General features: G+C 68.6%; 23 protein-coding genes. 17 read left to right on the plus strand and 6 right to left on the minus strand.

Features of this window, described 5'->3' with window-relative positions; all coding sequences use genetic code 11:
• Positions 1-13: 13 nt before the first annotated feature.
• From AC57B8_RS23825 to AC57B8_RS23835, 3 genes are read right to left on the minus strand one after another with little or no spacing between them, the layout of a single operon-like run.
• The gene (locus AC57B8_RS23825) at positions 14-925 is read right to left on the minus strand and encodes a transglutaminase family protein (RefSeq protein WP_223301327.1); all 912 of its coding nucleotides are present in this window, start codon (positions 923-925) and stop codon (positions 14-16) included.
• 60 nt (positions 926-985) lie between these two features.
• Positions 986-2,794 carry an FAD-dependent 5-carboxymethylaminomethyl-2-thiouridine(34) oxidoreductase MnmC1 gene (mnmC1, locus tag AC57B8_RS23830; RefSeq protein WP_496480940.1) on the minus strand — a complete coding sequence of 603 codons (1,809 nt, stop codon included), beginning with the start codon at positions 2,792-2,794 and terminating at the stop codon, positions 986-988.
• 7 nt (positions 2,795-2,801) lie between these two features.
• Positions 2,802-3,077: an oxidative damage protection protein gene (locus AC57B8_RS23835; RefSeq protein ID WP_013541095.1), complete on the minus strand. Its 276-nt coding sequence runs from the start codon at positions 3,075-3,077 to the stop codon at positions 2,802-2,804.
• A 138-nt stretch (positions 3,078-3,215) separates the two neighbouring features.
• Here AC57B8_RS23835 and AC57B8_RS23840 point away from each other — a divergent pair, with 138 nt between their 5' ends.
• The 16 genes from AC57B8_RS23840 (at position 3,216) to AC57B8_RS23915 (ending at position 18,373) form a co-directional block, all read left to right on the plus strand.
• Entirely contained in the window at positions 3,216-4,265 is a 1,050-nt protein-coding gene (locus AC57B8_RS23840; RefSeq protein WP_070060843.1) for a sulfate ABC transporter substrate-binding protein, read from the plus strand.
• 99 nt (positions 4,266-4,364) lie between these two features.
• Positions 4,365-4,949, plus strand: a complete 585-nt coding sequence (ssuE, locus tag AC57B8_RS23845; RefSeq protein WP_070060842.1) for an NADPH-dependent FMN reductase — start codon at positions 4,365-4,367, stop codon at positions 4,947-4,949.
• Positions 4,950-5,071: 122 nt separating this feature from the next.
• The gene (locus AC57B8_RS23850) at positions 5,072-6,103 is read left to right on the plus strand and encodes a sulfonate ABC transporter substrate-binding protein (protein WP_496480941.1); all 1,032 of its coding nucleotides are present in this window, start codon (positions 5,072-5,074) and stop codon (positions 6,101-6,103) included.
• 23 nt (positions 6,104-6,126) lie between these two features.
• A complete protein-coding gene (locus AC57B8_RS23855; protein WP_492676899.1) occupies positions 6,127-7,086 on the plus strand; it encodes an aliphatic sulfonate ABC transporter substrate-binding protein in 960 nt (319 codons plus the stop codon).
• A 152-nt stretch (positions 7,087-7,238) separates the two neighbouring features.
• Positions 7,239-8,408, plus strand: coding sequence for an FMNH2-dependent alkanesulfonate monooxygenase (gene ssuD, locus AC57B8_RS23860; RefSeq protein ID WP_070060840.1), 1,170 nt, complete (start codon positions 7,239-7,241; stop codon positions 8,406-8,408).
• Positions 8,409-8,416: 8 nt separating this feature from the next.
• Positions 8,417-9,277, plus strand: coding sequence for an aliphatic sulfonate ABC transporter permease SsuC (ssuC, locus tag AC57B8_RS23865; RefSeq protein WP_095948673.1), 861 nt, complete (start codon positions 8,417-8,419; stop codon positions 9,275-9,277).
• Positions 9,278-9,288: 11 nt separating this feature from the next.
• Positions 9,289-10,248: an aliphatic sulfonate ABC transporter substrate-binding protein gene (locus AC57B8_RS23870; RefSeq protein WP_496480942.1), complete on the plus strand. Its 960-nt coding sequence runs from the start codon at positions 9,289-9,291 to the stop codon at positions 10,246-10,248.
• 4 nt (positions 10,249-10,252) lie between these two features.
• Positions 10,253-11,083, plus strand: a complete 831-nt coding sequence (locus tag AC57B8_RS23875) for an ATP-binding cassette domain-containing protein (protein WP_095745458.1) — start codon at positions 10,253-10,255, stop codon at positions 11,081-11,083.
• 36 nt (positions 11,084-11,119) lie between these two features.
• The gene (locus tag AC57B8_RS23880) at positions 11,120-12,409 is read left to right on the plus strand and encodes an O-acetylhomoserine aminocarboxypropyltransferase/cysteine synthase family protein (protein ID WP_496480943.1); all 1,290 of its coding nucleotides are present in this window, start codon (positions 11,120-11,122) and stop codon (positions 12,407-12,409) included.
• 16 nt (positions 12,410-12,425) lie between these two features.
• Complete coding sequence (locus AC57B8_RS23885) at positions 12,426-13,022, plus strand: malonic semialdehyde reductase (RefSeq protein ID WP_095948670.1); 597 nt, start codon at positions 12,426-12,428, stop codon at positions 13,020-13,022.
• Positions 13,023-13,074: 52 nt separating this feature from the next.
• A complete protein-coding gene (locus tag AC57B8_RS23890; RefSeq protein WP_007829250.1) occupies positions 13,075-13,290 on the plus strand; it encodes a TOBE domain-containing protein in 216 nt (71 codons plus the stop codon).
• Positions 13,291-13,757: 467 nt separating this feature from the next.
• Positions 13,758-14,240, plus strand: coding sequence for a rhodanese-like domain-containing protein (locus AC57B8_RS23895; RefSeq protein WP_496480944.1), 483 nt, complete (start codon positions 13,758-13,760; stop codon positions 14,238-14,240).
• Positions 14,241-14,284: 44 nt separating this feature from the next.
• Positions 14,285-15,205 carry a serine O-acetyltransferase EpsC gene (gene epsC, locus AC57B8_RS23900; RefSeq protein ID WP_095745455.1) on the plus strand — a complete coding sequence of 307 codons (921 nt, stop codon included), beginning with the start codon at positions 14,285-14,287 and terminating at the stop codon, positions 15,203-15,205.
• Positions 15,202-15,471: a helix-turn-helix domain-containing protein gene (locus AC57B8_RS23905; protein ID WP_062470032.1), complete on the plus strand. Its 270-nt coding sequence runs from the start codon at positions 15,202-15,204 to the stop codon at positions 15,469-15,471. Before epsC ends, AC57B8_RS23905 begins: the two co-directional genes overlap by 4 nt.
• 64 nt (positions 15,472-15,535) lie before the next feature.
• Positions 15,536-16,468, plus strand: a complete 933-nt coding sequence (locus AC57B8_RS23910) for a family 2A encapsulin nanocompartment shell protein (protein ID WP_042579703.1) — start codon at positions 15,536-15,538, stop codon at positions 16,466-16,468.
• Between the two features lie 66 nt (positions 16,469-16,534).
• Positions 16,535-18,373, plus strand: coding sequence for a family 2A encapsulin nanocompartment cargo protein cysteine desulfurase (locus tag AC57B8_RS23915; RefSeq protein WP_496482239.1), 1,839 nt, complete (start codon positions 16,535-16,537; stop codon positions 18,371-18,373).
• 6 nt (positions 18,374-18,379) lie between these two features.
• Here AC57B8_RS23915 and AC57B8_RS23920 read toward each other — a convergent pair whose 3' ends face one another.
• Positions 18,380-19,348 carry an alpha/beta hydrolase family protein gene (locus AC57B8_RS23920; protein ID WP_496480945.1) on the minus strand — a complete coding sequence of 323 codons (969 nt, stop codon included), beginning with the start codon at positions 19,346-19,348 and terminating at the stop codon, positions 18,380-18,382.
• Between the two features lie 132 nt (positions 19,349-19,480).
• Here AC57B8_RS23920 and AC57B8_RS23925 point away from each other — a divergent pair, with 132 nt between their 5' ends.
• A complete protein-coding gene (locus tag AC57B8_RS23925; protein WP_496480946.1) occupies positions 19,481-20,842 on the plus strand; it encodes an NAD(P)/FAD-dependent oxidoreductase in 1,362 nt (453 codons plus the stop codon).
• A 31-nt stretch (positions 20,843-20,873) separates the two neighbouring features.
• On the opposite strand, the gene AC57B8_RS23930 is transcribed toward AC57B8_RS23925, so the two are convergent.
• Complete coding sequence (locus AC57B8_RS23930) at positions 20,874-21,575, minus strand: aspartate/glutamate racemase family protein (protein ID WP_496480947.1); 702 nt, start codon at positions 21,573-21,575, stop codon at positions 20,874-20,876.
• A 14-nt stretch (positions 21,576-21,589) separates the two neighbouring features.
• Positions 21,590-22,522, minus strand: coding sequence for a 2-dehydropantoate 2-reductase (panE, locus tag AC57B8_RS23935; RefSeq protein ID WP_307692921.1), 933 nt, complete (start codon positions 22,520-22,522; stop codon positions 21,590-21,592).
• Positions 22,523-22,548 lie beyond the last annotated feature (26 nt).

Consider the following 22,548-nt stretch of genomic DNA (forward strand, 5'->3'; position numbering starts at 1 on the left):
AGGAAGGGGGCGCTCAGCCGCCCTTGCGCCGCTTCACGACCACCGTGGCCTCGAGGCCTTCGTAGGCCTCGGCGTCGCCGTACCAGCTGCCCGAGATGGGCGCCGCCAGCGCGGGGTCGCGCGCCACGCCCACGCGGATCAGCTGGCCGCTGCCCATGAGGTTGTTGGTCGGGTCGAAGGCCAGCCAGCCCGCGCCGGGCAGGTAGGCCTGCAGCCACGCGTGCGTGCTGCCGGCGCCAGTGACCGATTCGCCGGGCGCCTGCCCGGTGGCGTCGTTGTCGAGCGACGCGTCGTAGAGGTAACCCGAGACAAAACGCGTCGCGATGCCGAGACGGCGCGTGGCCTCCATCATCAGCAGCGCGTAGTCGCGGCAGCTGCCGCTGCCCAGCGCCAGCGTCTCCAGCGGCGTCTGCGTGCCTTCCTCGTCGCGCGCCTTGTATTCGAAGCTCTGGCCGATGTGCGCGTTCATGCGCGTGAGCACGTCGCGCGTGCTGTTGGGCTGGTCGGTGTGCAGGAACTGGTGCGCCCAGCGGATCAGCGTGCCGTTGGCATCGTCGTTGTGGTGCGGGCGCAGGTAGTGCTCCAGGTCCAGGCGCTCCTGCACCGAATAGGCAAAGGGCAGGAACTCGGCCGACGGGTCGAGCGTGAGCAGGTCGCGCTGCGACGGCGGCACGTGCTCGATGGTGAAGGAACAGACGATGCGCAGCTCGGTCGCCTCGCCCAGCGGCTGCACCAGCGCGACGGAGTTCGAGTACGGGTCTTGAATGAGCCGCGTGAGGGCCTGCGGGCTCACCTGCAGGTCGGTGGCGAGCACCCGCAGGTCGTGGCTGTCGCGCGGACGGAACATCACGCGGTGCAAGCCGAAGGTCACCGGCTTGTTGTAGCGGTAGACGGTGGTGTGGGTGATGTCGTACTGGATGGCCATGGCGCGCATTGTGCGGTGCGCGCGTGGCGCCGGGGAGCCGGGAAGCCCGTACGGGCCGATTCAGTCCGATCCGGGCCAGAGCCGCTGCGTGCCCAGCGCCTTGGCGAGGGTCGCGGGCAAGGGCAGCGGTTCGCCATGCCACTGCGCCGCCAGCAGCTCGGCGCACAGCGTCGCAAAGCTCAGGCCGCGCGAGCCCAGCGCGGTGCAGGCCCACAGGCCCTCGTCGGCCCCCGGGGCCAGCGGGCCGACGAGCGGCCGGCGGTCGCCCGAGGCGCAGCGCACGCCGACCCAGGCGTGGGTGTCTCCGCGTTCGAAGGCGGGCGCCAGCGCGGCAGCGGCGCCGGGGTGCAGGCGCGCCAGCCGGTCGCGGTTGGCGAGGCTGTCTGCGTCGGTGGGGGCGAGGTCGGTGCTGTCGCGGTCGAAGGTGGCGCCGATCAGCCACAGCGGCTGCGGTGCCTGGCCGTCGGGCACGCCGGCGATCAGGTGGCCGTCGCCGTTGATGGGGGTGACGGGCAGGGCGGCGGGGTCCGCGCGGCCCCAGGCGACCTGGCCGCGCACGGGTTGCAGCGGCAGGTCGGGCGCGAAGTGGTGCGATGCGAAGCCTGCGGCCACGACGACACGGTCGGCTTCGGCGAGCAGGGCGCCGGCATCGTCGAACAGCTGCCAGCCGCCGTCCGTGCGTGCGAGACGCGCCACGTGGCAGTTGCCTCGGAATTCGACGCCCGGTTGGCCCAGCCACGCGGCGATCAGCCGGTGCGGCCGCACCCAGGCCGCGCGCGCATGCCAGAGCGCCGGCGTGTCGGGCGGCAGGCCGGCTGCTGCGAGCTGGTCGGGCTGTACGGGCCAGGATTCGTTCGGGCCCTGAGCGCTCCAGCCGGGCGGCACGCGCACGTCGCCGTCGGGCCGGCGCTCGAGCGACCCGTGGGCGCCCCAGTCGCGACCGTTCTCAAGCCGTTGCGTCAGCTCGGCCCAGGTGGTGCGGATGCCGGCGCGCGTGAGCCGCGACAGCAAGGCGTCGTCGGACGACACATGCGGCGCCAGCAGCCCGACCGGCAGGCCCGAGGCGCCCGAGGCCGGCGCGTCGGCCGCGTCGAGCACCGTGACCCGCCAGCCGCGCCGCGCAAGGCTGGCCGCCACAGCCGCACCCGCGAGCCCGGCGCCGATCACCGCGCAATGGCCGGGCGCTTCGACGCCTTCGCGCACCGGCTGGCGGCGCCGCACCGTCCAGGCGGGCGCGAACACGCCGCGCAAGCTGCCGGGGCCCGGGTCGAGCTGGAAGCCGTTCTGCGCCAGCGCATGGCGCACCCCGTCGTCGTCGGTGCGGGCCGCGAGGCCGGTACCCTGGCGGGCAAAGCGCGACACCGCCTTGAGCGTGTCGGGCGAGGCCATCGCCGAGCCGAAACCGTCGAGGAAGAGGCTGTCGGCCTCGAAGCGTTGCGCGCGCAGCATCGGCGGCAGCTCGCCCACGCACAACGTGAGCAGCACGCGGCCGTCGTCGAAGGCCAGCCGGTGGAAGCCCGGCAGCAGCCCGCTCCATTGGCGGGCCAGTTCCTCGGCGAGTGGCACCAGAGCCGGGTCGGCTTCAGCCGCGCGCAGCAGATCGCCGGCCGGCGCCGGATGGGCGTCGACCGCGACGTAGTGCAGCAGGCGCGGCCGGTGCGGATCGGCGCGCCAGGCCTGCCAGGTTGTCAGGAAATGAAGGCCCGGCCCGAAGCCGGTTTCGAGAATCCGCCATTGCGGGCGCCCGGACCAGGCGGCGGGCAGGCCGCAGCCGTCCAAAAACACACGGCGCGAAAGCGCCGGTGTGTCGTTGTCGAGGGGAGGGGTGTCGCCGGAGCGCGCGCCGAGCGGGGTGCCGTCGGCGGCCACGCCGGACTCAGGCCGCGGGAGGGGGAACGTAGCCTTGCGCCACGTCGGCGCCTTCGCCGAAGAAGTGCTTTTCCATCTGGCGCGCCAGGTACTGGCGGGCGCGCAGGTCGGCCAGGTTCAGCCGGTTTTCATTGACCAGCATGGTCTGTTGCTTGAGCCAGGCGGCCCAGGCTTCCTTGCTGACGTTTTCCCACAGGCGCTTGCCCAGGTCGCCGGGGTACGGCGGAAAGTCGAGTCCTTCGGCCTCTTTGCCGAGCTTGATGCACTGAACCATGCGTGCCATTTGATTGCCTCTTGTGGGGGAAAGCGGTTGCTTAGTTGATTTGGCTATTAAGAACTGAAAACTTGGTCGTTCCAGTTCCTATATGTCGTATTCAGAATACGTGGCTTCATTGATATGCCTTTTTAAGAGCAAGACACCATGAGCCTTCGCCGCGACTTTATCAAGCTTTCCCTGGGTGCCGGCGTGGCCGGTGCCTTGGCCCTGTCGGCATTGCCGTCGTTTTCGCAGGGTGCGGCGGGTGCCAAGGGCCCCGTGACGCTGCTGAACGTGTCGTACGACCCGACCCGCGAGCTGTACGTGGACTACAACCAGGCCTTCGCCAAGTACTGGAAGGCCAAGACCGGCCAGGACGTGAGTGTCAAGCAGTCGCACGGCGGCTCGGGCAAGCAGGCCCGTTCGATCATCGACGGCATCGATTCCGACGTGGCCACGCTGGCGTTGGGCGGCGACATCGACGCCCTGGCCACGCACGGCGGCCTCGTCAAGGCCGACTGGCAAAAGCGCCTGCCGCACAACTCGGCCCCCTACACCTCGACCATCGTGTTCCTGGTGAAGAAGGGCAACCCCAAGGGCCTGAAGGACTGGGACGACCTGGTCAAGCCCGGCGTGCAGGTGATCACCCCCAACCCCAAGACCTCGGGCGGCGCCCGCTGGAACTACCTCGCGGCCTGGGAATTCGCCAAGCGCAAGTACGGCGGTGACGCCAAGGCCAAGGAATTCGTCGGCAACCTGTACAAGAACGTGCCCGTGCTCGACACCGGCGCGCGCGGCTCGACCATCACCTTCGTGCAGCGCGGCGTGGGCGATGTGCTGCTGGCCTGGGAAAACGAAGCCTTCCTGGCGCTGAAGGAATTCGGCCCCGAGAAGTTCGAGATCGTCGTGCCGTCGATTTCCATCCTGGCCGAGCCCAGCGTGGCGGTGGTCGACAAGGTGGTCGACAAGAAGGGCACGCGCGCCGTGGCCGAGGAGTACCTGAAGTACCTGTACTCCGACGAAGGCCAGGACATCGCGGGCCGCAACTTCTACCGCCCGACCTCGGACAAGGCCAAGGCCAAGTACGACAAGCAGTTCCCCAAGCTCACGCTGGTGACCATCGACCAGGCCTTCGGTGGCTGGGCGAAGGCCGACAAGGAGCATTTCGCCGACGGCGGCTCCTTCGACCAGATCTACGCGCCCAAGCAGAAGTAAGCGCAGCTGTTCCGGAATCGATCGCTGGTGGCACCCCGTGGGAGGGCGCCGGGGATCGCTTCGCCCTGAATTTCTCCTGAAGCCCAACGAAAGTTTCTCGTGTCCGTTCTCCTGATTGCCGGCAGCCCCTCGGCCCCGTCCCGCTCCACCGCCTTGCTCGACGCGGTGGGCGAGCGGCTGGCCCAACGCCATGCGCGCATCGAGCGGCTCGCGATCCGCGACCTGCCGGCGCAAGCGCTGCTGCTGGCCGAGTGGGCGCATCCGGCCATCGAGCGAGCCATTGCCCAGGTGGCGGCGGCCCGCGTGATCGTGGTGGCCACGCCGGTCTACAAGGCGGCCTACAGCGGCGTGCTGAAGGTCTTTCTCGATCTGCTCTCGCAGAACGCGCTCAAGGGCAAGACGGTGCTGCCACTGGCCACCGGCGGCAGCCCGCACCACATGCTCGCGCTCGACTACGCACTGCGGCCTGTGCTGCAGTCGCTGTCGGCGCGCCACATTCTGCCGGGCGTCTACGCGAGCGATTCGCAGATCGCGTTGACGCCCGAGAACGCCTACCAGGTGCACCACGACCTGGCGGAGCGCCTGAACGAGGCCGTCGAGGTGCTCGCAACCGAAGGCCTGAAGCTGCCGGCGACCCATGGCTTCGAGCCGGTGCCATTTTCCCGTGTGCGATGTAGCGTCTGACGACCGGGTTCCGAGCTGAACCCGGCCCCCGCCAGACCTCTTTCCGTTCCCCGTTTTTCGAAGCCGCCTGCGCGCGGCCGGGGGATCGCTTTGCCTCACGTTTTTGCACCAAGGAATTCCGCATGAACCCCGTCGCTCCCGAAGACTCCGTGTTCGAAGTCGCGCCGCGCTCCTTCTGGCAGGCGCTGCGCGATCTGGCCATCAGCGCCATCGTCGTCACCGCCATCGCGCTCATCGTGAGCTTCATCTCTGCCGCCTCGGCGCATGCGCAAGGCAAGCCCAAGGGCGAGCTGCGCATCGGCTACCAGAAGTCGGCCAGCCTGTTCGTGCTGCAGAAAGCGCAGGGCACGCTCGAGAAGAAGCTCTCGCCGCTGGGCTTCGGCGTGAAGTGGGTCGAGTTCCCGGCCGGCCCGCAGCTGCTCGAAGGGCTGAACGTGGGCGCGGTCGACGTGGGCTATGTCGGCGAGGCGCCGCCCATCTTCGCGCAGGCCGCAGGGGCCAAGTTCGTCTACTTCGGCTACGACCCGGCCGCACCGCGCGCCGAGGCCATCCTCGTCACCAAGGATTCGCCCATTCGCTCCGTGGCCGACCTCAAGGGCAAGAAGGTCGCGCTCAACAAGGGCAGCAACGTGCACTACCTGCTCGTGAAGCAGCTCGAGAAGAACGGCCTGAAGCTGTCCGACATCCAGCCCGTGTACCTCGCACCCGCCGATGGCCGCGCCGCCTTCGAGAGCAAGAACGTCGACGCCTGGGTGATCTGGGACCCGTTCCAGGCCGCCGCCGAAAAAGCCACCGGCGCCCGCGTGCTGGCCGATGGTGCGCCGGACGTGGTCAACAACTACCAGTACTACCTGGGCGAGCGCGGCTTCGTGAAGAAGCACCCGCAGGTGATCGACGCGCTGTTCGCCGACTCGGTCGAGCAGGGCATCTGGCTCAAGAAGAACCTGCGCCAGGCCGCCGAGCTGGTCGCGCCGCTGCAGGGCCTGCCCGTGGACGTGGTCGAGCTGGCGCTGCGCCGCTACGAGTTCAACGTGAAGCCGATCACCGCCGCCGTCGCGGCCGACCAGCAGCAGATCGCCGACACCTTCTACGCGCTGAAGCTCATTCCCAAGCCCATCAAGGTCAGCGACGCGGTCGTCACGGCCCAGCCCTGAACAGTTTCGAAGGACCCCATTCCATGACCCGCATTGCCATTCCCCGACGCCGCCTGTTGCAGGGCGCAGCCGCCGCGCTCGCGCTGCCGTCGTCGTTCGCCGCCCTGGCGCAGAGCCCCGCGCGCCAGTTGCGCATCGGCCACCAGAAGGGCTACCTGAGCGTGCTCAAGGCCCGCGGCACGCTCGAGAAGCGGCTCGCGCCGTTGGGCGCCACCGTGAAGTGGACCGAGTTCACGGCCGGCCCGGTGCAGCTCGAGGCGCTGAACGTCGGCTCGATCGACTTCGGTGACGTGGGCGAGGCGCCGCCCATCTTCGCGCAGGCCGCCGGCGCGCCGCTGGCCTACGTGGGCGCCACGGTGCCGCGCCCGAAGACCGAGGCGGTGCTGGTGCCCAAGGGCTCCGCCATCCAGACCGTGGCCGACCTCAAGGGCAAGAAGATCGCGCTCAACAAGGGCTCGAACGTCCACTACTTCATCGTCAAGCTGTTCGAGAAGCACGGCCTGGCGTACAGCGACCTGAACCTGGTCTACCTGCCGCCGGCCGACGCGCGCGCCGCCTTCGAAAAAGGCTCGGTCGACGCCTGGGTGATCTGGGACCCGTTCCTGGCCGCCGCGCAGCAGTCGCTCGACGCACGCATCCTGGCCGACGCCGTGGGCGTGGTCGGCAACCGCGCCTACTACTTCTCGTCGCTCGACTACGTGGCGAAGAACGCCGACGTGCTGGCCGTTGCGATCGAAGAGGTCAACAAGATCGACCAGTGGGGCGCCGCCCACCGCAACGAACTGGCGACCGAGCTGTCGGCCATCTGGGGCCTGCCCAAGGCCGTGGCCGACCTGTCGCAGGGCCGCACCGCCTACGGCACCGGCCCGATCACCAAGGCCATCCTGGCCGAGCAGCAGCAGATCGCCGACACCTTCTTCGCGCTAAAGCTGATCCCCAGAAAGATCAACGTGCTCGAAGCCGCCGGCGCGGGGATCGCGTGATGGCCGCCGTGTTGTCGACTGCGCTGCACGAACGCGCCGGCCAGGTGCTGGCCATCACGGCGCGCGCCTGGGGTGTCGTGTCCGCGGCGCGCCGCCTTCCTTTCCTGCTTGCCGTCTGAACGGGCAAGCCAACGAACGATCGAGAGTTTCCGATGCAGATCTTCTGGTTCCTCCCCACGCACGGCGACAGCCGTTACCTCGGCACGAGCGAAGGCGCACGCGCCGTCGACCTGCCGTACCTGCAGCAGATCGCCGGCGCGGCCGACCACCTCGGCTATGAAGGCGTGCTGATTCCCACCGGCCGCTCCTGCGAAGACCCGTGGGTGATCGCCTCCAGCCTGATCGGCGCGACGAAGAAGCTCAAGTTCCTGGTGGCGGTGCGGCCGGGCCTGCACCAGCCCAGCCTGGCCGCGCGCATGGCCGCGACCTTCGACCGGCTCTCGGGCGGGCGCCTGCTCGTGAACCTCGTCACCGGCGGCGACCAGGCCGAGCTGGAAGGCGACGGCGTGTACCTCGACCATGCGGCGCGCTACGAGCAGTCGGCCGAGTTCATCCGCATCTGGCGCGAGATCATTGCGCGCAGCCACGAGACCGGCACCTACGACTACGAAGGCAAGCACCTGAGCGTGAAGGGCGCGCGGCTGCTGTTTCCGCCGGTGCAGAAACCGTATCCGCCCGTGTGGTTCGGCGGCTCGTCGGCCGCAGCGCATGACCTCGCGGCCGAGCAGGTCGACGCCTACCTGACCTGGGGCGAGCCGCCCGCGGAGGTGTCCAAGAAGATCGCCGACGTGCGCGCACGCGCCGAACGCCAGGGCCGCAGCGTGCAGTTCGGTATCCGCCTGCACGTGATCGTGCGCGAGACCGAAGACGCCGCCTGGAAGGCCGCCGAAGAACTCATCAGCCGTGTCGACGACGAAACCGTTGCACGTGCTCAGGCCGCCTTTGCGCGCATGGATTCCGAAGGCCAGCGCCGCATGGCCGCGCTGCACGCCGGCGGCGCCAAGCGTGGGCGCGCCGACCTGGAGATTGCGCCCAACCTCTGGGCCGGCGTGGGCCTGGTGCGCGGTGGCGCGGGCACGGCGCTGGTCGGCGACGCCAAGACCGTGGCGGCGCGCATCGAGGAGTACGCGGCGCTGGGCATCGACAAGTTCATCTTCTCGGGCTACCCGCACCTCGAAGAGGCCTACCGCTTCGCCGAGCTGGTGTTTCCGCTGCTCTCGCGCAAGGCGAAGACGCAGCTCGCGGGCGGCTCGTTGAGCGGTCCCTTCGGCGAAGTCGTCGCCAACCTCGACGCGCCCTCGCGCCTCGTCTCCCAAAGCTGAGGACACGCATGACCGAACAAGTACAGGAACTGCCGGCGGTGGCGCCGGCATCGAACGCCGCAGGGGACGCAGGCAGCGCGCTGCGAGGCTTCGGCCTCAATGTCGCGAAGCGGCTCATCCCGTGGCTGGTGCCGGTGGGGCTGATCGTCGTCTGGCAGATCGCCTCGTCGCTGGGCTGGCTTTCGACGCGCGTGCTGCCGGCGCCGCTGGACGTGGTCAAGGCCGCGTGGTCGCTCACCGTGTCCGGCGAGCTCTGGACGCACGTGAAGGTGAGCGCGGGCCGTGCGCTCGCGGGGCTCGCCATCGGCGGCGGCGCAGGGCTCGCGCTGGGCCTGCTCACGGGCTCGGTGAAGTTCTTCGAGACGCTGCTCGACTCCACCATCCAGATGGTGCGCAACATCCCGGCGCTGGCGCTCATTCCGCTGGTGATCCTGTGGTTCGGCATCGACGAATCGGCCAAGCTGTTCCTGATCTCGGTGTCGGTGTTCTTCCCGATCTACTTGAACACCTTCCACGGCATTCGCAACGTCGATCCGCAGCTCATCGAGATGGGCCGCACCTACGGCCTGTCGCGCTGGCAGCTGTACCGCGAGGTGATCCTGCCGGGCGCGCTGTCGTCGATCCTGGTGGGCCTGCGTTTCTCGCTGGGCCTGATGTGGGTGATCCTCATCGTGGCGGAGACCATCTCGGCGCAGGCCGGCATCGGCTACCTCACGATGAACGCCCGCGAGTTCCTGCAGACCGACATCGTGCTCGTGGGCATCCTGCTGTACGCGCTGCTCGGCAAGCTGGCCGACCTGTTTGCGCGCGGCCTGGAGCAATGGTGGCTGCGCTGGCACCCGGGCTACCAGAAGAAGCCGGCGAAATGAGGGCAGGGCACATGAACCACTTCATCAATCGCCGTACCGCCATTGCGACGCTGGGTGCGCTCAGCGCAGGTGCCGTTCTGGCGCAGCAGCAACGGCCCGCCACCGTGCGCTTCGGCTACCAGAAGTCGTCCACGCTGATCGCACTGCTGAAGGTGCAGGGCACGCTCGAGAAGCAGCTCGCACCGCTCAACGTTTCGCTGAGCTGGCACGAGTTCACCAGCGGCCTGCCGCTGCTCGAGGCGCTGAACCTCGACAACCTGGACATCAGCGCCGACGTGGCCGACACCGTGCCCGTGTTCGCACAAGCCGCCGGCGCCGACCTGACCTTTCTGGCGCAGGAAGCACCGTCGCCGGCCGCGCAGGCCATCGTCGTGCGCGACGAGTCGCCGCTCAAGACCGTGGCCGATCTCAAGGGAAAGAAAGTCGGTTTCGCGAAGGCGGCCGGCGCGCACTACCTGCTGATCGCTGCGCTGGAAAAGGCCGGCCTGTCGTTCAAGGACATCGAGCCCGCCTACCTCACACCGGCCGACGGCCGCGCTGCTTTCGAGCGCGGCGCCATCGACGCCTGGGTGGTGTGGGACCCGTTCCTGGCCGCCGCCCAGCGCCAGTCGAAGGTGCGCATCCTGGCCGACGGCGCGGGCATCGCGTCGTACCAGCGCTACTACCTGGCGAGCACCAAGTTCGCGAAGGCACGGCCCGACGTGCTGCGCGTGGTCTACACCGAGCTCGAGAAGACCGGCAAGTGGGTCAAGCAGCACCCGAAGGAGGCCGCGGCCTTGCTCGCGCCCGTGTGGGGGCTCGACGCCCCGACCATCGAGCAGGCCAACAGCCGCCGCAGCTACGCCGTGCGGCCGGTGGTGGCCGGCGGGCTGGTCGAACAGCAGCGCATCGCCGATGCCTTCTTCGCCGAGAAGCTGCTGCCCAGAAAAATCGATGCGCTGAACGTGGCGCTGTTCAACCCCGGGGCCTGAATTCATGAGTGCCGTTCTCAAAGACATCCAACCCCAAGCCATTGCCGGCGGCGTGCGCCTCGAGGCGCGCGGCCTGCACAAGCGCTATGGCGCGCGCGAGGTGCTGCGCAACACGCAGCTCACCATCGAGCCGGGCCAGTTCATCGCCATCGTGGGACGCAGCGGTTGCGGAAAGAGCACGCTGCTGCGGCTCATCGCAGGCCTCGAAGAAGCCACTTCCGGTGGCCTGTACACCGACGGCAAGGCCGTGAGCGGCCTGCACGACGACACGCGCATCATGTTCCAGGAAGCACGCCTGTTGCCCTGGCGCCGCGTGCTCGACAACGTGACGCTGGGCCTGCCGAACGATGCCAAGGCGCGCGGCAAGGAAGTGCTGGCGCAGGTCGGCCTGGCCGACCGCGAGAACGAATGGCCGGCGCGCCTGTCGGGCGGGCAGCGCCAGCGCGTGGCCCTGGCGCGTGCGCTGGTGCACCACCCGCGCCTGCTGCTGCTCGACGAGCCGCTGGGCGCGCTCGACGCGCTCACGCGCATCGAGATGCACCGCCTCATCGAGAACCTGTGGCAGCGCCACCGCTTCACCGCGCTGCTGGTGACGCACGACGTGCAGGAAGCCGTAGCGCTGGCCGACCGCGTGATCCTCATCGAGGACGGCCGCATCGCGCTCGACGAGAACATCGCGCTGGCCCGTCCGCGCTCGCAGGGCGACCCCGCCTTTGCCGCCATCGAAAAACGAATCCTCGACCGGGTGCTGCAGAAGTCCGAAGAGACCGATGTGGAAAGCACCGATGCCAGCTGGCTCACGCCCCAGGCCCACGCCCTGCGCTGGGCGATCTGAGTCGTTTCATCCATTCCAACTTTGAAAGGCAGTCGCATGTCGCAGAACTGGAAATTCGAAACCCTGTCGGTCCACGCCGGCTATTCGCCCGACCCGACCACCCGCGCGGTCGCGCCGCCGATCTACCAGACCGTCGCCTACGCCTTCGACAGCGCGCAGCACGGCGCCGACCTGTTCGACCTGAAGGTGCCGGGCAACATCTACACCCGCATCAACAACCCGACGCAGGACGTGCTGGAGCAGCGCGTGGCCGCGCTCGAAGGCGGCATTGCGGCGCTGGCGCTGGCCTCGGGCCAGGCGGCGGTGACCTATGCGATCCAGACCATCGCCGAGGCCGGTGACAACATCATCAGCAGCACGGCGCTGTACGGCGGCACCTACAACCTGTTCGCCCACACGCTGCCGCAGTTTGGCATCACCACGCGCTTCGCGGACCACCGCGACCCGAGCAGTTTCGAGACGCTGTTCGACGAGCGCACCAAGGCGGTGTTCGTCGAGTCGCTGGGCAACCCGGCGGGCAACGTGACCGACATCGCGGCCATCGCCGAAATCGCGCACCGCCACGGCGTGCCGCTCATCGTCGACAACACCGTGCCCTCGCCGTACCTGAGCCGGCCCATCGAGCACGGCGCCGACATCGTGGTGCACTCGCTCACCAAGTACCTGGGCGGCCACGGCACCAGCATCGGTGGCGCCATCGTCGATTCGGGCAAGTTCCCGTGGGCCGAGCACAAGGAGCGCTTCAAGCGCCTGAACGAGCCCGACGTGAGCTACCACGGCGTGGTCTACACCGAGGCGCTGGGCCCGGCCGCCTACATCGGCCGTGCGCGCGTGGTGCCGCTGCGCAACACGGGCGCGGCCATCTCGCCGTTCAACGCCTTCCTGATCCTGCAGGGCATCGAGACGCTGGCGCTGCGCATGGACCGCATCAGCAGCAATGCGCTGGCGGTGGCGCAGCACCTGAAGCAGAGCAAGGCCGTCAACTGGGTGAACTACGCCGCGCTCGAAGACCATGCCGACTACCCGTTGGCGAAGAAGTACTTCGGCGGCAAGTCCAGCGGCGTGCTGACCTTCGGCATCGGCGCGGGTCGCGAGGGTGGGGCGAAGTTCCTCGATGCGCTGAAGCTCTTCACGCGCCTGGTGAACATCGGCGACGTGCGCTCTCTGGCCACGCACCCTGCATCGACCACGCACCGCCAGCTGTCGCCCGAAGAGCTGGCCCGGGCCGGCGTCACGGAAGACACGGTGCGCCTGTCGGTGGGCATCGAGCACATCGACGACCTGATCGCCGACCTCGACCAGGCCCTGGCCGCCGCATCGAACTGACACAGCGTTCCAAGACATGACCACATTGCAAGCCATTCCTGACGCCGCGCTGGACCAGCTGTTTCGCAAGGCGCGCACCGTGCATGCCTTCAAGCCGGTGCCCGTGACCGACGCGCTGATCCACCAGCTCTACGACCTCGTGAAGTGGGGCCCGACCGCCTACAACGCCCAGCCCGCGCGCTACGTGTTCGTGCGCAGCGAGGAGGCCAAGGCGAAGCTCAAGCCGGCCGTGTCGGCGGGCAACACCGCGCAGACGCTGCAGGCCGGCGTGACGGTGATCGTGGCGCACGACACGCGTTTCTACGAGCACCTGCCCACGCAGTTCCCGGCCTACGACGCCAAGCCCTTCTTCGAGAAGAGCGCCGACGCCGCGCAGGCCACGGCCTTTCGCAACAGCAGCCTGCAGGGCGCCTACCTGATCCTGGCGGCGCGTTCGCTCGGGCTCGACGCGGGCCCGCAGTCGGGCTTCAACGCCGACCTGGTCGACAAGGCCTTCTTCCCCGATGGCCGCTATCGCGCGAACTTCCTCGTCAACCTCGGCGTGGCCGACCACGCCGGCACCTTCGAACGCGGGCCCCGGCTGGCGTTCGACGACGTGGCCGAGATCGTCTGAGCGCCGGCCGTTTTCACTCACAACCCCTGTCAACCCTGAAAGAGAAATCACCATGTCCATCCAAGCCATCAACGTCCGCAACCAGTTCAAGGGCAAGGTCCGCGAGATCATCCGCGGCGACGTCGTCTCCGAAGTCGATGTCGAAACCGCCTGGGGCATCGTCACCTCCGTCATCACCACGCGCTCGGTCGACGAGCTGCAGCTGAAGGTGGGCTCCGACGTGGTCGCACTCGTGAAGTCGACCGAAGTTTCGATCGCCAAGCTCTGACGGACCCTCGGGCTTTGCGATTCCCCGGTGCTGTTTTTGGTGCCGGGGTTTTTCACGTCTGGTGGTTCGGGGCGTGTGCCCAGGCCACCGGGTACTTCCCTCCGCGAATGTCCCCCGCCTTCGGCTCCTCCTTGATTTCGCTGCGGGAAGCACCCAGTGGCCTGGGCACAGGGCACGCTGTGGGTGTGCAGCCGATCAACAACTGCTCTGAACACGCTCACGTCGATGGGGTGCCTTGCGCAGCGAAATCAAGGAGGAGGGGCGAAGCCCCGGGGGACATTCGCGGAGCAAGGTACCCCGTCGGCGGGAGCGTTGCCCTGAAGCACCCAGACCCAGCACCCCATAGATCACAAGGTTGTTAAGAATCGACTTTTGAGTCGTTTGACCTTGGCCTTCGCACTCCTACAGTGGTGGTTATCGCCATCAAGGAAGATGGAATGACCAACGTACAACAGGAGCCGAACCGCATGTCCGTGGAAGTTGAAGACGTCATCGCCTTGCCGCCCGCCCTCGAACAGGCGCGCGCGCAAGCCATCGAAAAGAACTGGCCCTACGCCGGCGGCGTGACGCCCCCGGTGGCCTGGCAGCTGGTGCAGGGCGGTCAGGCCCTGCTCGTGGACGTGCGCTCCGGCGAAGAACGCAAGTTCGTCGGCCACGTGCCCGACAGCCTGCACGTGGCCTGGGCCACGGGCACCGCGCTCACCCGCAACCCGCGCTTCGTGCGAGAACTCGAAGCCAAGCTGGCCAAGGACGGCGGCAAGGAGGCCGTGGTGCTGCTGCTGTGCCGCAGCGGCAAGCGCTCCGCGCTGGCGGCCGAAGCCGCGGCCAAGGCCGGCTTCACGCAGGTGTTCAACGTGCTCGAAGGCTTCGAGGGCGAGATCGATGTGCAGCAGCATCGCGGCGGGTCCGACGGCTGGCGTTTCCATGGCCTGCCGTGGGTGCAGGACTGAACCCCGAATCCATATCGACAGAAACACACGGGAGGAAAACACACATGGCTCAATTCGAAGTAGGCGACATCGTGCGCGCACTGCACGAGGTGCGCGACGAGTGGCGCGATTCGCAGCGCCGTTCGCGCGAGCCCGGTGCGCGCGAGTTTCCGTCGCGCGATGCGCTGGCGCAGATCGTCGAATCGCTCAAGGGCGCGCTCTTTCCGATGCGGCTGGGCCCGCCGGACCTGCGCCACGAGAGCGAGGATTTCTACGTGGGCCACACGCTCGACGCCGCCTTGCAGGCGCTGCTGGTGCAGGCGCGGCTCGAGCTGAACTTCAATGCGCGGCTGGCACCGCGCCCCGCGAGCGAGATCGACGCCGCGGCCACCGAAGCGGTGCGCCAGTTCGCGAACGCGCTGCCGGGCCTGCGTCGGCTGCTCGACAGCGACGTGCTTGCGGCCTACCAGGGCGACCCGGCCGCGCGCAGCGTCGACGAGGTGCTGCTGTGCTACCCGGGCGTGCTCGCGATGATCCATCACCGCCTCGCGCACCGGCTCTACGAGCTCGGCCTGCCGCTGCTCGCGCGCATCGTCGCCGAGCTGGCGCATGCGCAGACCGGCATCGACATCCACCCGGGCGCGACGATCGACGCGGGCTTCTTCATGGACCACGGCACCGGCGTCGTGATCGGCGAGACGGCCGTCATCGGCAAGCGCGTGCGGCTGTACCAGGCCGTCACGCTCGGCGCCAAGCGCTTCCCCACCGACGCCGAAGGGAACCTGCAGAAGGGCCTGCCGCGCCACCCGGTGGTGGAGGACGACGTGGTCATCTACGCGGGCGCCACCATCCTGGGTCGCGTCACGCTCGGCAAGGGCGCGGTCATCGGCGGCAACGTGTGGATCACCGACGACGTGAAGCCCGGTGCCAGCGTCACGCAGGCCAGCCTGCAGAACAACAGCGCACCGAAGGCGGGCAGCGTATGAAAGCCTTTGTCGAAGACTTCGGCGTCACCGTTCGTCAGCTGCGCGAAGGGCAGGGCTGGTCACAGGAAGAGCTGGCAGAGCGTTCCGATCTGAACCGCTCGTACGTGGGCGAGATCGAGCGCGGGCGCGTGATTCCGTCGATCGTCACGGCGCAGAAGCTGGCCACCGCGCTGGGCATCAACATCGTCAACCTGCTCGCGCGTTGCGAGCAACTGGAGCAGTCGCGCCTTGCACGGCGGATCAACTTGGCGGCTATAGCCTGTTGAGGGGAAACCCGTGGTCGCCAGACACTGGCGATCACTTTTTCCTCAACCCACGGAGCCTTGATCCATGAGTGCAACAGTCGGTGGTACCACCGCCCTTGGCGACAACGCCGCCCGCCAGCTAGCCAACGCCACCAAGACCGTTCCCCAACTCGAGACCATCAGCCCGCGCTGGCTGACGCACCTGCTGCAATGGGTGCCGGTGGAAGCGGGCATCTACCGCGTCAACAAGGTCAAGAACCCCGAGTCGATCAAGGTCACCTGCACCTCGCGCGAAGAAGAGAACCAGCTGCCGCGCACCTTCGTCGACTACGAAGAGAACCCGCGCGAGCACTACCTCAATGCCGTGAGCACCGTGCTCGACGTGCACACCCGCATCTCCGACCTGTACAGCAGCCCGCACGACCAGATCAAGGAGCAGCTGCGCCTCACGATCGAGACGATCAAGGAGAACCAGGAGAGCGAGCTCATCAACAACCCCGACTACGGCCTGCTGGCCCAGGTGAGCGAAGAGCAGCGCATCTTCCCGCTGACCGGCGCGCCCACGCCCGACGACCTGGACGAGCTGCTGACCAAGGTGTGGAAGGAGCCCGCGTTCTTCCTCACGCACCCGCTGGCCATTGCCGCGTTCGGACGCGAAGCCACGCGCCGCGGCACGCCGCCGCCCACGGTGAGCCTGTTCGGTTCGCAGTTCATCACCTGGCGCGGCATTCCGCTGATTCCGTCGAACAAGGTGCCGGTGGCCGACGGCAAGAGCAAGATCCTGCTGCTGCGCGTGGGCGACAAGCGCCAGGGCGTGGTGGGCCTGTTCCAGCCGGGCCTGTCGGGCGAGCAGAGCCCGGGGCTGTCGGTGCGCTTCATGGGCATCAACAACCACGCGATCGCGTCGTACCTGATCTCGCTGTACTGCTCGCTCGCGGTGCTGACCACCGACGCGCTGGCCGTGCTCGACGACGTCGAGATCGGCAAGTACCACGACTATCCCGACACCTACAAGTAAGCCGCGGTGAGCAGCACACCCACGTTCCCGGGCGAGGCGCCGTTCGATCCGGCCGTTCTCGCGCGCATGGCCAGCGCCATGTTCTCCGCGCCGCCGGGCGCGCAGTTTCCCGCCAACGTCGCACCGCCGGGCTCGCCGCTGGTGAGCCCCGCCGGCTTCGGGCCGAGCGTGCCGGGCACGCCGATCCCGCAGGGACAGGTTCCGGGCGCCAATGTGCTGCCCGCATCGCCCACGCAGCTGCCGTCGCTCGCGAACCGCGCGCCGGCGCTGCTGCCGCATGCGGTGGCGGGCAACGGCGTGCCTGACACGGTGCTGTCGGTGGCGCCGGCCTTCGAGCCGCGTTCGGGCGGCGTGGTGCAGGGCGTGCCGCAGCAGGTGGGGGCGCCTGTGTCGCCGCAGGCCGCCTCCGCATCGCCGTTCTACTTCTTGAACCACAGCTACGGGCATCCGACGGCAGGCACCGCCGGAGATGGCTTTGCGATCCACGATCCGTTCGCGGGTCTTGCCGCGCCGACGGCGCTGCCTGCATTGCCACTGGGCCCGCCTTCGGCACCGGCCGGACGCGACGCGCAGTTCTACTTCGTCGATGCGGTGCGCCTGCCCAACGGCTTCGTCACGCCGGCCAAGCCCGATCCGCGCGGCCCCGACGCGGTGCCGCTGGCCGGCAGCGGCCAGCATCCGCCGTTCGACGTGCACGCCGTGCGACGCGACTTCCCGATCCTGCAGGAGCGGGTGAACGGCAAGCAGCTCGTGTGGTTCGACAACGCCGCCACCACGCACAAGCCGCAGTCGGTCATCGACCGCATCGCGTACTTCTACGAGCACGAGAACTCGAACATCCACCGCGCGGCGCACGAACTCGCTGCGCGTGCGACCGATGCCTACGAAGGCGCACGCGAGCGCGTGCGCAAGTTCATCAACGCACCCGAAGTCGACGAGGTGATCTTCGTGCGCGGCACCACCGAGGCCATCAACCTCGTGGCCAAGAGCTGGGGCGGCCAGCACGTGGGCGAGGGCGACGAGATCGTCGTCTCGAACCTGGAGCACCACGCGAACATCGTGCCGTGGCAGCAGCTCGCCGCCGCCAAGGGCGCGAAGCTGCGCGTGATCCCGGTGGACGACTCGGGCCAGGTGCTGCTCGACGAATACCGCAAGCTGCTGAATGACCGCACGAAGATCGTCGCCGTCACGCAGGTCTCGAACGCACTGGGCACCGTGGTGCCGGTGAAGGAGATCGTCGAGCTGGCGCACCGCGCGGGCGCGAAGGCGCTGGTCGATGGCGCTCAGTCGGTCTCGCACATGCGCGTCGACGTGCAGGACCTGGGCGCCGACTTCTTCGTGTTCTCCGGCCACAAGGTGTTCGGCCCGACCGGCATCGGCGTGGTGTGGGGCAAGCGCGAGGTGCTCGAAGACATGCCCCCGTGGCAGGGCGGCGGCAACATGATTGCCGACGTGACCTTCGAGAAGACCGTGTTCCAGCCGATCCCGAACAAGTTCGAGGCCGGCACCGGCAACATCGCCGATGCCGTGGGCCTGGGCGCGGCCATCGACTACGTGAACAAGGTCGGCATCGAGAACATCGCGCGCTACGAGCACGACCTGCTGGTGTACGGCATGGCGCAACTGGGCGCGATTCCCGGTGTGCGGCTGATCGGCACGGCGGCCGACAAGGCGAGCGTGATGTCCTTCGTGCTCGACGGCTACACCACCGAGGAGGTGGGCCACGCGCTCAACGACGAAGGCATCGCGGTGCGCACGGGCCACCACTGCGCGCAGCCGATCCTGCGGCGCTTCGGCGTCGAGACCACGGTGCGGCCGTCGCTGGCGTTCTACAACACCTTCGACGAGATCGACCGGCTGGTGACGGTGGTGCGGCGGCTCGCCGGCCAGCGGCGCACGCGCTGAGCCGGGTCAGGGCTTCGATGCCAGGTGCTGCCTGAAGAAGGCGAGCACCTTGGCATTGAAGTCGGCGTGGAAGGCGACGCGGTCGAAGCCGCCCGCATCGCTGCAGATCTCCGGCAAGGCCTTGGCCATGGCCGGCGCGCAGGGCGCCAGGAAGGCGAAGTGCGCGGTGTTCGCGGGCACGTACCAGTCCGGCGCGGAAGGCAGGTTGCGGCGAACCGCTTCGACGTCGTCCAGCGTCACCCCGTCGCCGCCGCGCGCGGAAGCCCAGAGCTGGACGGGCACCGTGACTTGCTTCAGCCCCTTGGCATCGAAAAAGCTCAACGGATCGACGATCACCGCCGCCTTGATGCGCGCATCGCGCACCGGCGGCGCAGGCAGTTCCTGGCGCTGGATCTGGCCGCAGAACGGAATCTTCGATGCCGGCGTGCAAAAGCGCAGGCCGAGCTTGAAGTCGGGCACCGCGCCCGTCGCCACGAGGCCGGTGTAGCTGCCTCTGGAGAAACCGAAGAAGCCGACCTGGTCGGCAGCGAGCTTCGCGTGGTTGGGCCACGCCTTGAGCATGTGATCCGCCAGCCGCCGCATGTCGACGGGCCGCGCGGCAAATGTCGAGAGATGGCCCCGGCGTTCCATGTCCTGGAAGTTGTCGTTCGGATGGTTGATGGCGGCGACCACGAAGCCCGCGTCGGCCAGCGCCGCCGCCGTGTCGTGGTGCCCGAGGAACGAGCCGCCCGAGCCGTGCGACATCAGCACCAGCGGCAGGCCCGTGCCGGCGACGGGGCAGTCCTTGGTGGCCGAAATGGCGATCAGGCCGAACGCGATCTCGCCGGGGGCTGCCTCGCAAGGCGTCCACACCGCGCCGCGCAAGGCCGGCCCGTCCTTGTCGGCCGGCACCTCGATGAAGCTGAAGCCCGCGGCATGGCTCCATGCGGCAGACAGGCAGAGGGCGGCGAGCAGGGCAAGGCGATGCAGGGTCATGGCGCGCAAGGGGTAGGGGGCCGAGAAGGCCGCCAGTGTGCCGCCTCCGGCCCCGCGCCGCCAGCCCGTTTTGCGTCGTGCGATGCGGGCGCGCTATGCTCTGTCGCTGTCCATCACGCTGCTTGTCTTCGCATGTCCCAGCCTCAGGTTTCTTCTTCCGGTGCTCCTTCTTCTGCCAGCGATTCCTGCGATGTGTTCGTGATCGGCGGCGGCCCCGCGGGCTCGACCGTCGCGGCGCTGCTGGCGCAGCAGGGGCGCAGGGTGGTGCTGGTCGAGAAAGAGCACCACCCGCGTTTTCACATCGGCGAATCGCTGCTGCCCGCGAACGTCGAGCTGTTCGACAAGCTCGGCGTGCGCGACCAGGTCGAGAAGATCGGCATGCCGAAGTTCGGCATCGAGTTCGTCTCGCCCGAGCATGAGCACCGCAGCTACGTGGAGTTCGCCGAAGGCTGGGACAAGTCGCTCGACTCCGCCTGGCAGGTGCGCCGTTCCGAGCTCGACGAGCTGCTGTTTCGCAACGCCGCCACGCGCGGCGCCCAGGCCTTCGAAGGCTGCAAGGTGCGCGACGTGGCCTTCGACGCCGACGGCGCGACCGTGCAGGCCGTGATGGACGATGGCGCCAAGCGCAGCTGGCGCGCGCGCTTCGTGATCGACGCCACGGGCCGCGACACGCTGCTGGCCAACAAATTCCGCTGCAAGCAGAAGAACCCCGACCACAACAGCACCGCGCTGTTCGGCCACTTCACCAATGCCGAGCGGCTCGAGGGCAAGAAGGAAGGCAACATCAGCATCTGCTGGTTTCCGCACGGCTGGTTCTGGTTCATTCCGCTGGCCGACGGCACGACCAGCGTGGGCGCGGTGTGCTGGCCCTACTACCTGAAGACGCGCGAAAAATCGTTGAAGGAATTCTTCTACGACACCATCGCCCTGTGCCCGGTGCTGGCCGATCGCCTGAAGAACGCCACGCTGGTCGACGGCGCCGTGCACGCCACCGGCAACTTCTCGTACTCGAGCACGCACGCCACCGGCGACAACTACCTGCTGCTGGGCGACGCCTTCACCTTCATCGACCCGATGTTCTCCTCGGGCGTGTACCTGGCGATGCACAGCGCCTTCGACGGCGCCGAGCTGGTGGCCACTGCACTCGACCAGCCGGCCGAGCTGGCCCGCGCCCGCGAAGGCTTCGAGGCCATGATGCGCAAGGGCCCGCGCGAGTACTCGTGGTTCATCTACCGCGTGACCAACCCCACCATCCGCGATATGTTCATGTACCCCGGCAACCCGTTCCGAGTGAAGGAAGCGCTGATGTCGCTGCTGGCCGGCGACATCTACAAGGGCACGCCAATGTGGGGCGCGCTGCGCATGTTCAAGGTGCTGTACTACGGCATCTCCCTGGCCAACTTCCGCCGCACCATGGCGGGGTGGAAGCAGCACCGCTTCAACATCCGCGACATGGGGGCGTTGAAGGGGGAGACGATTCAGAAGTCGGACTAGGCGACCCGAGCGCCGGGTTCCTGCGGCAGGGCTACCAGCCGGACATGCCGGTACTGCCGGATGCCCAGGCCTTGCTCGAAGCCCGCAGCGTGGCCACCGCATGCGCCACCCCCAACTGTGGACTGCTGAGTACATCGACCCCCAAATCCGCCAGCAACCCCGTCACCGGCGCCATCGACGCCTGCGCCAGCACGATCACGTCGGTGCCCTCGGCTGCGGCGCGGATCGATTCGGCCAGCGTGGCGATGTAGCGCGCGGTGTCACCCGACTGGAAATGGACCCAGGCGTCTTCGACCAGCAGTGTGCTGGCGCGGATGCCGACGCCGGCCTGCCGGGCCGCGGACAACACGAGCGACAGGGTCGGGTCGATGGTGCTCTCGACGGCGCCGACGATCAGCACGCGCGGGCCGTTGCGCACGGCGCGGTCGGCCATGGCGCGGTCGATGCGCAGGGCGGCAAAGGCGCCGCCGGTGGCGGTCTTTTCGGCGATGCCACCGATGGTCGAGCAGGTGCACACGACGACGGAGGCGCCGTCGGAGGCGGCGTCGCGCATGGCCTCGTGCACGCGCGTCACCAGGCCGGCGTGGTCGACGCCCAGCGTGCGCGCATCGGCGAGCAGCTCTTCCATCACCAGGTGCTGCACGCGCAGCTCGGGCGCGATCTCGCGGGCCAGGCTGCCGAAGGTCTGCACATGCACCTGCGCGGTATGGAGGAAGGCGAGCGTGTCGGCCATGGTGTTGCCGTCGTTCAACCGGCCTCGCGGGCGCGACGGAACTCGTAGGCCTTGAGGTGCACGTACGCCGTGCGCAGCACCGACGGCGTGGCCGATGCGCTGCGCGGCGCGCGGGCCAGCAGGTCGCCCAGGATGTGGTCGGCCTCGACGCGCGCGCCGCGGGCCATGTCCTTGTACATGGAGGCGGTCATGGGCGAGCCGGCGGTCGTGACCACTGCGCGGCCGCGCGTGAGGGCGCCGGGCCGCGGGGCAAAGCCGTTGTGGGCGGCGATGGCGCAGCACTCGTCGAAGATCGCGAGCGCCACGTCCTCGCCGCCGGCCGCCACGATGTCGCCGATGGAGGCGTGCATCAGGCTCGTGAGGCCCGCGGCCGAGGCGATGAAGACCCACTTCTCCCACATGTCCTGCGCGATGGTCTCGCTCGCTGTGGCGGTGAAGTTCGCGCCGGCGAACTGGGCCGCGATGGCGTCGATGCGCGGCGAGCGCCCGCCCGCGCGTTCACCGTAGCTCAGGCTGTGCATGTCGTTCAGGTGCTGCACGCGGCCCTCGTCGTCGAGCGTGGCGGAGATCATGCACAGGCCGCCGAGCACGCGCGCCTCGCCGAAGCGCGCGACCAGCCGGTCGATGTGGCCCAGGCCGTTGAGCAGCGGGAGGATGACGGTGTCGGGCCCGACGGCGGGCGCGAACGAATCCATGGTGGCGTCGAGGTCGTAGGCCTTGCAGCCGACCACGACCACGTCGTACGGGCCGCCGATCTGCTCGGCCAGCACGTGCTTCGGCGTGGGCAGGTCGAGGTCGCCGAAGGGGCTGCGCACCACGAGCCCGGTCGTGGCCAGCTGGGCCGCGCGGCCGGGACGCAGTAGAAAGGTCACATCGCGGCCTGCCGCGAGCAGGCGTGCGCCGAAGTAACCACCGAGTGCTCCCGCACCCACCATCAGGAATCGCATCGCGCGCTGCCTCCGAAGAAACTGAA

This window comes from Variovorax sp. BGA-UO-ETr-C22 (assembly GCF_059567965.1).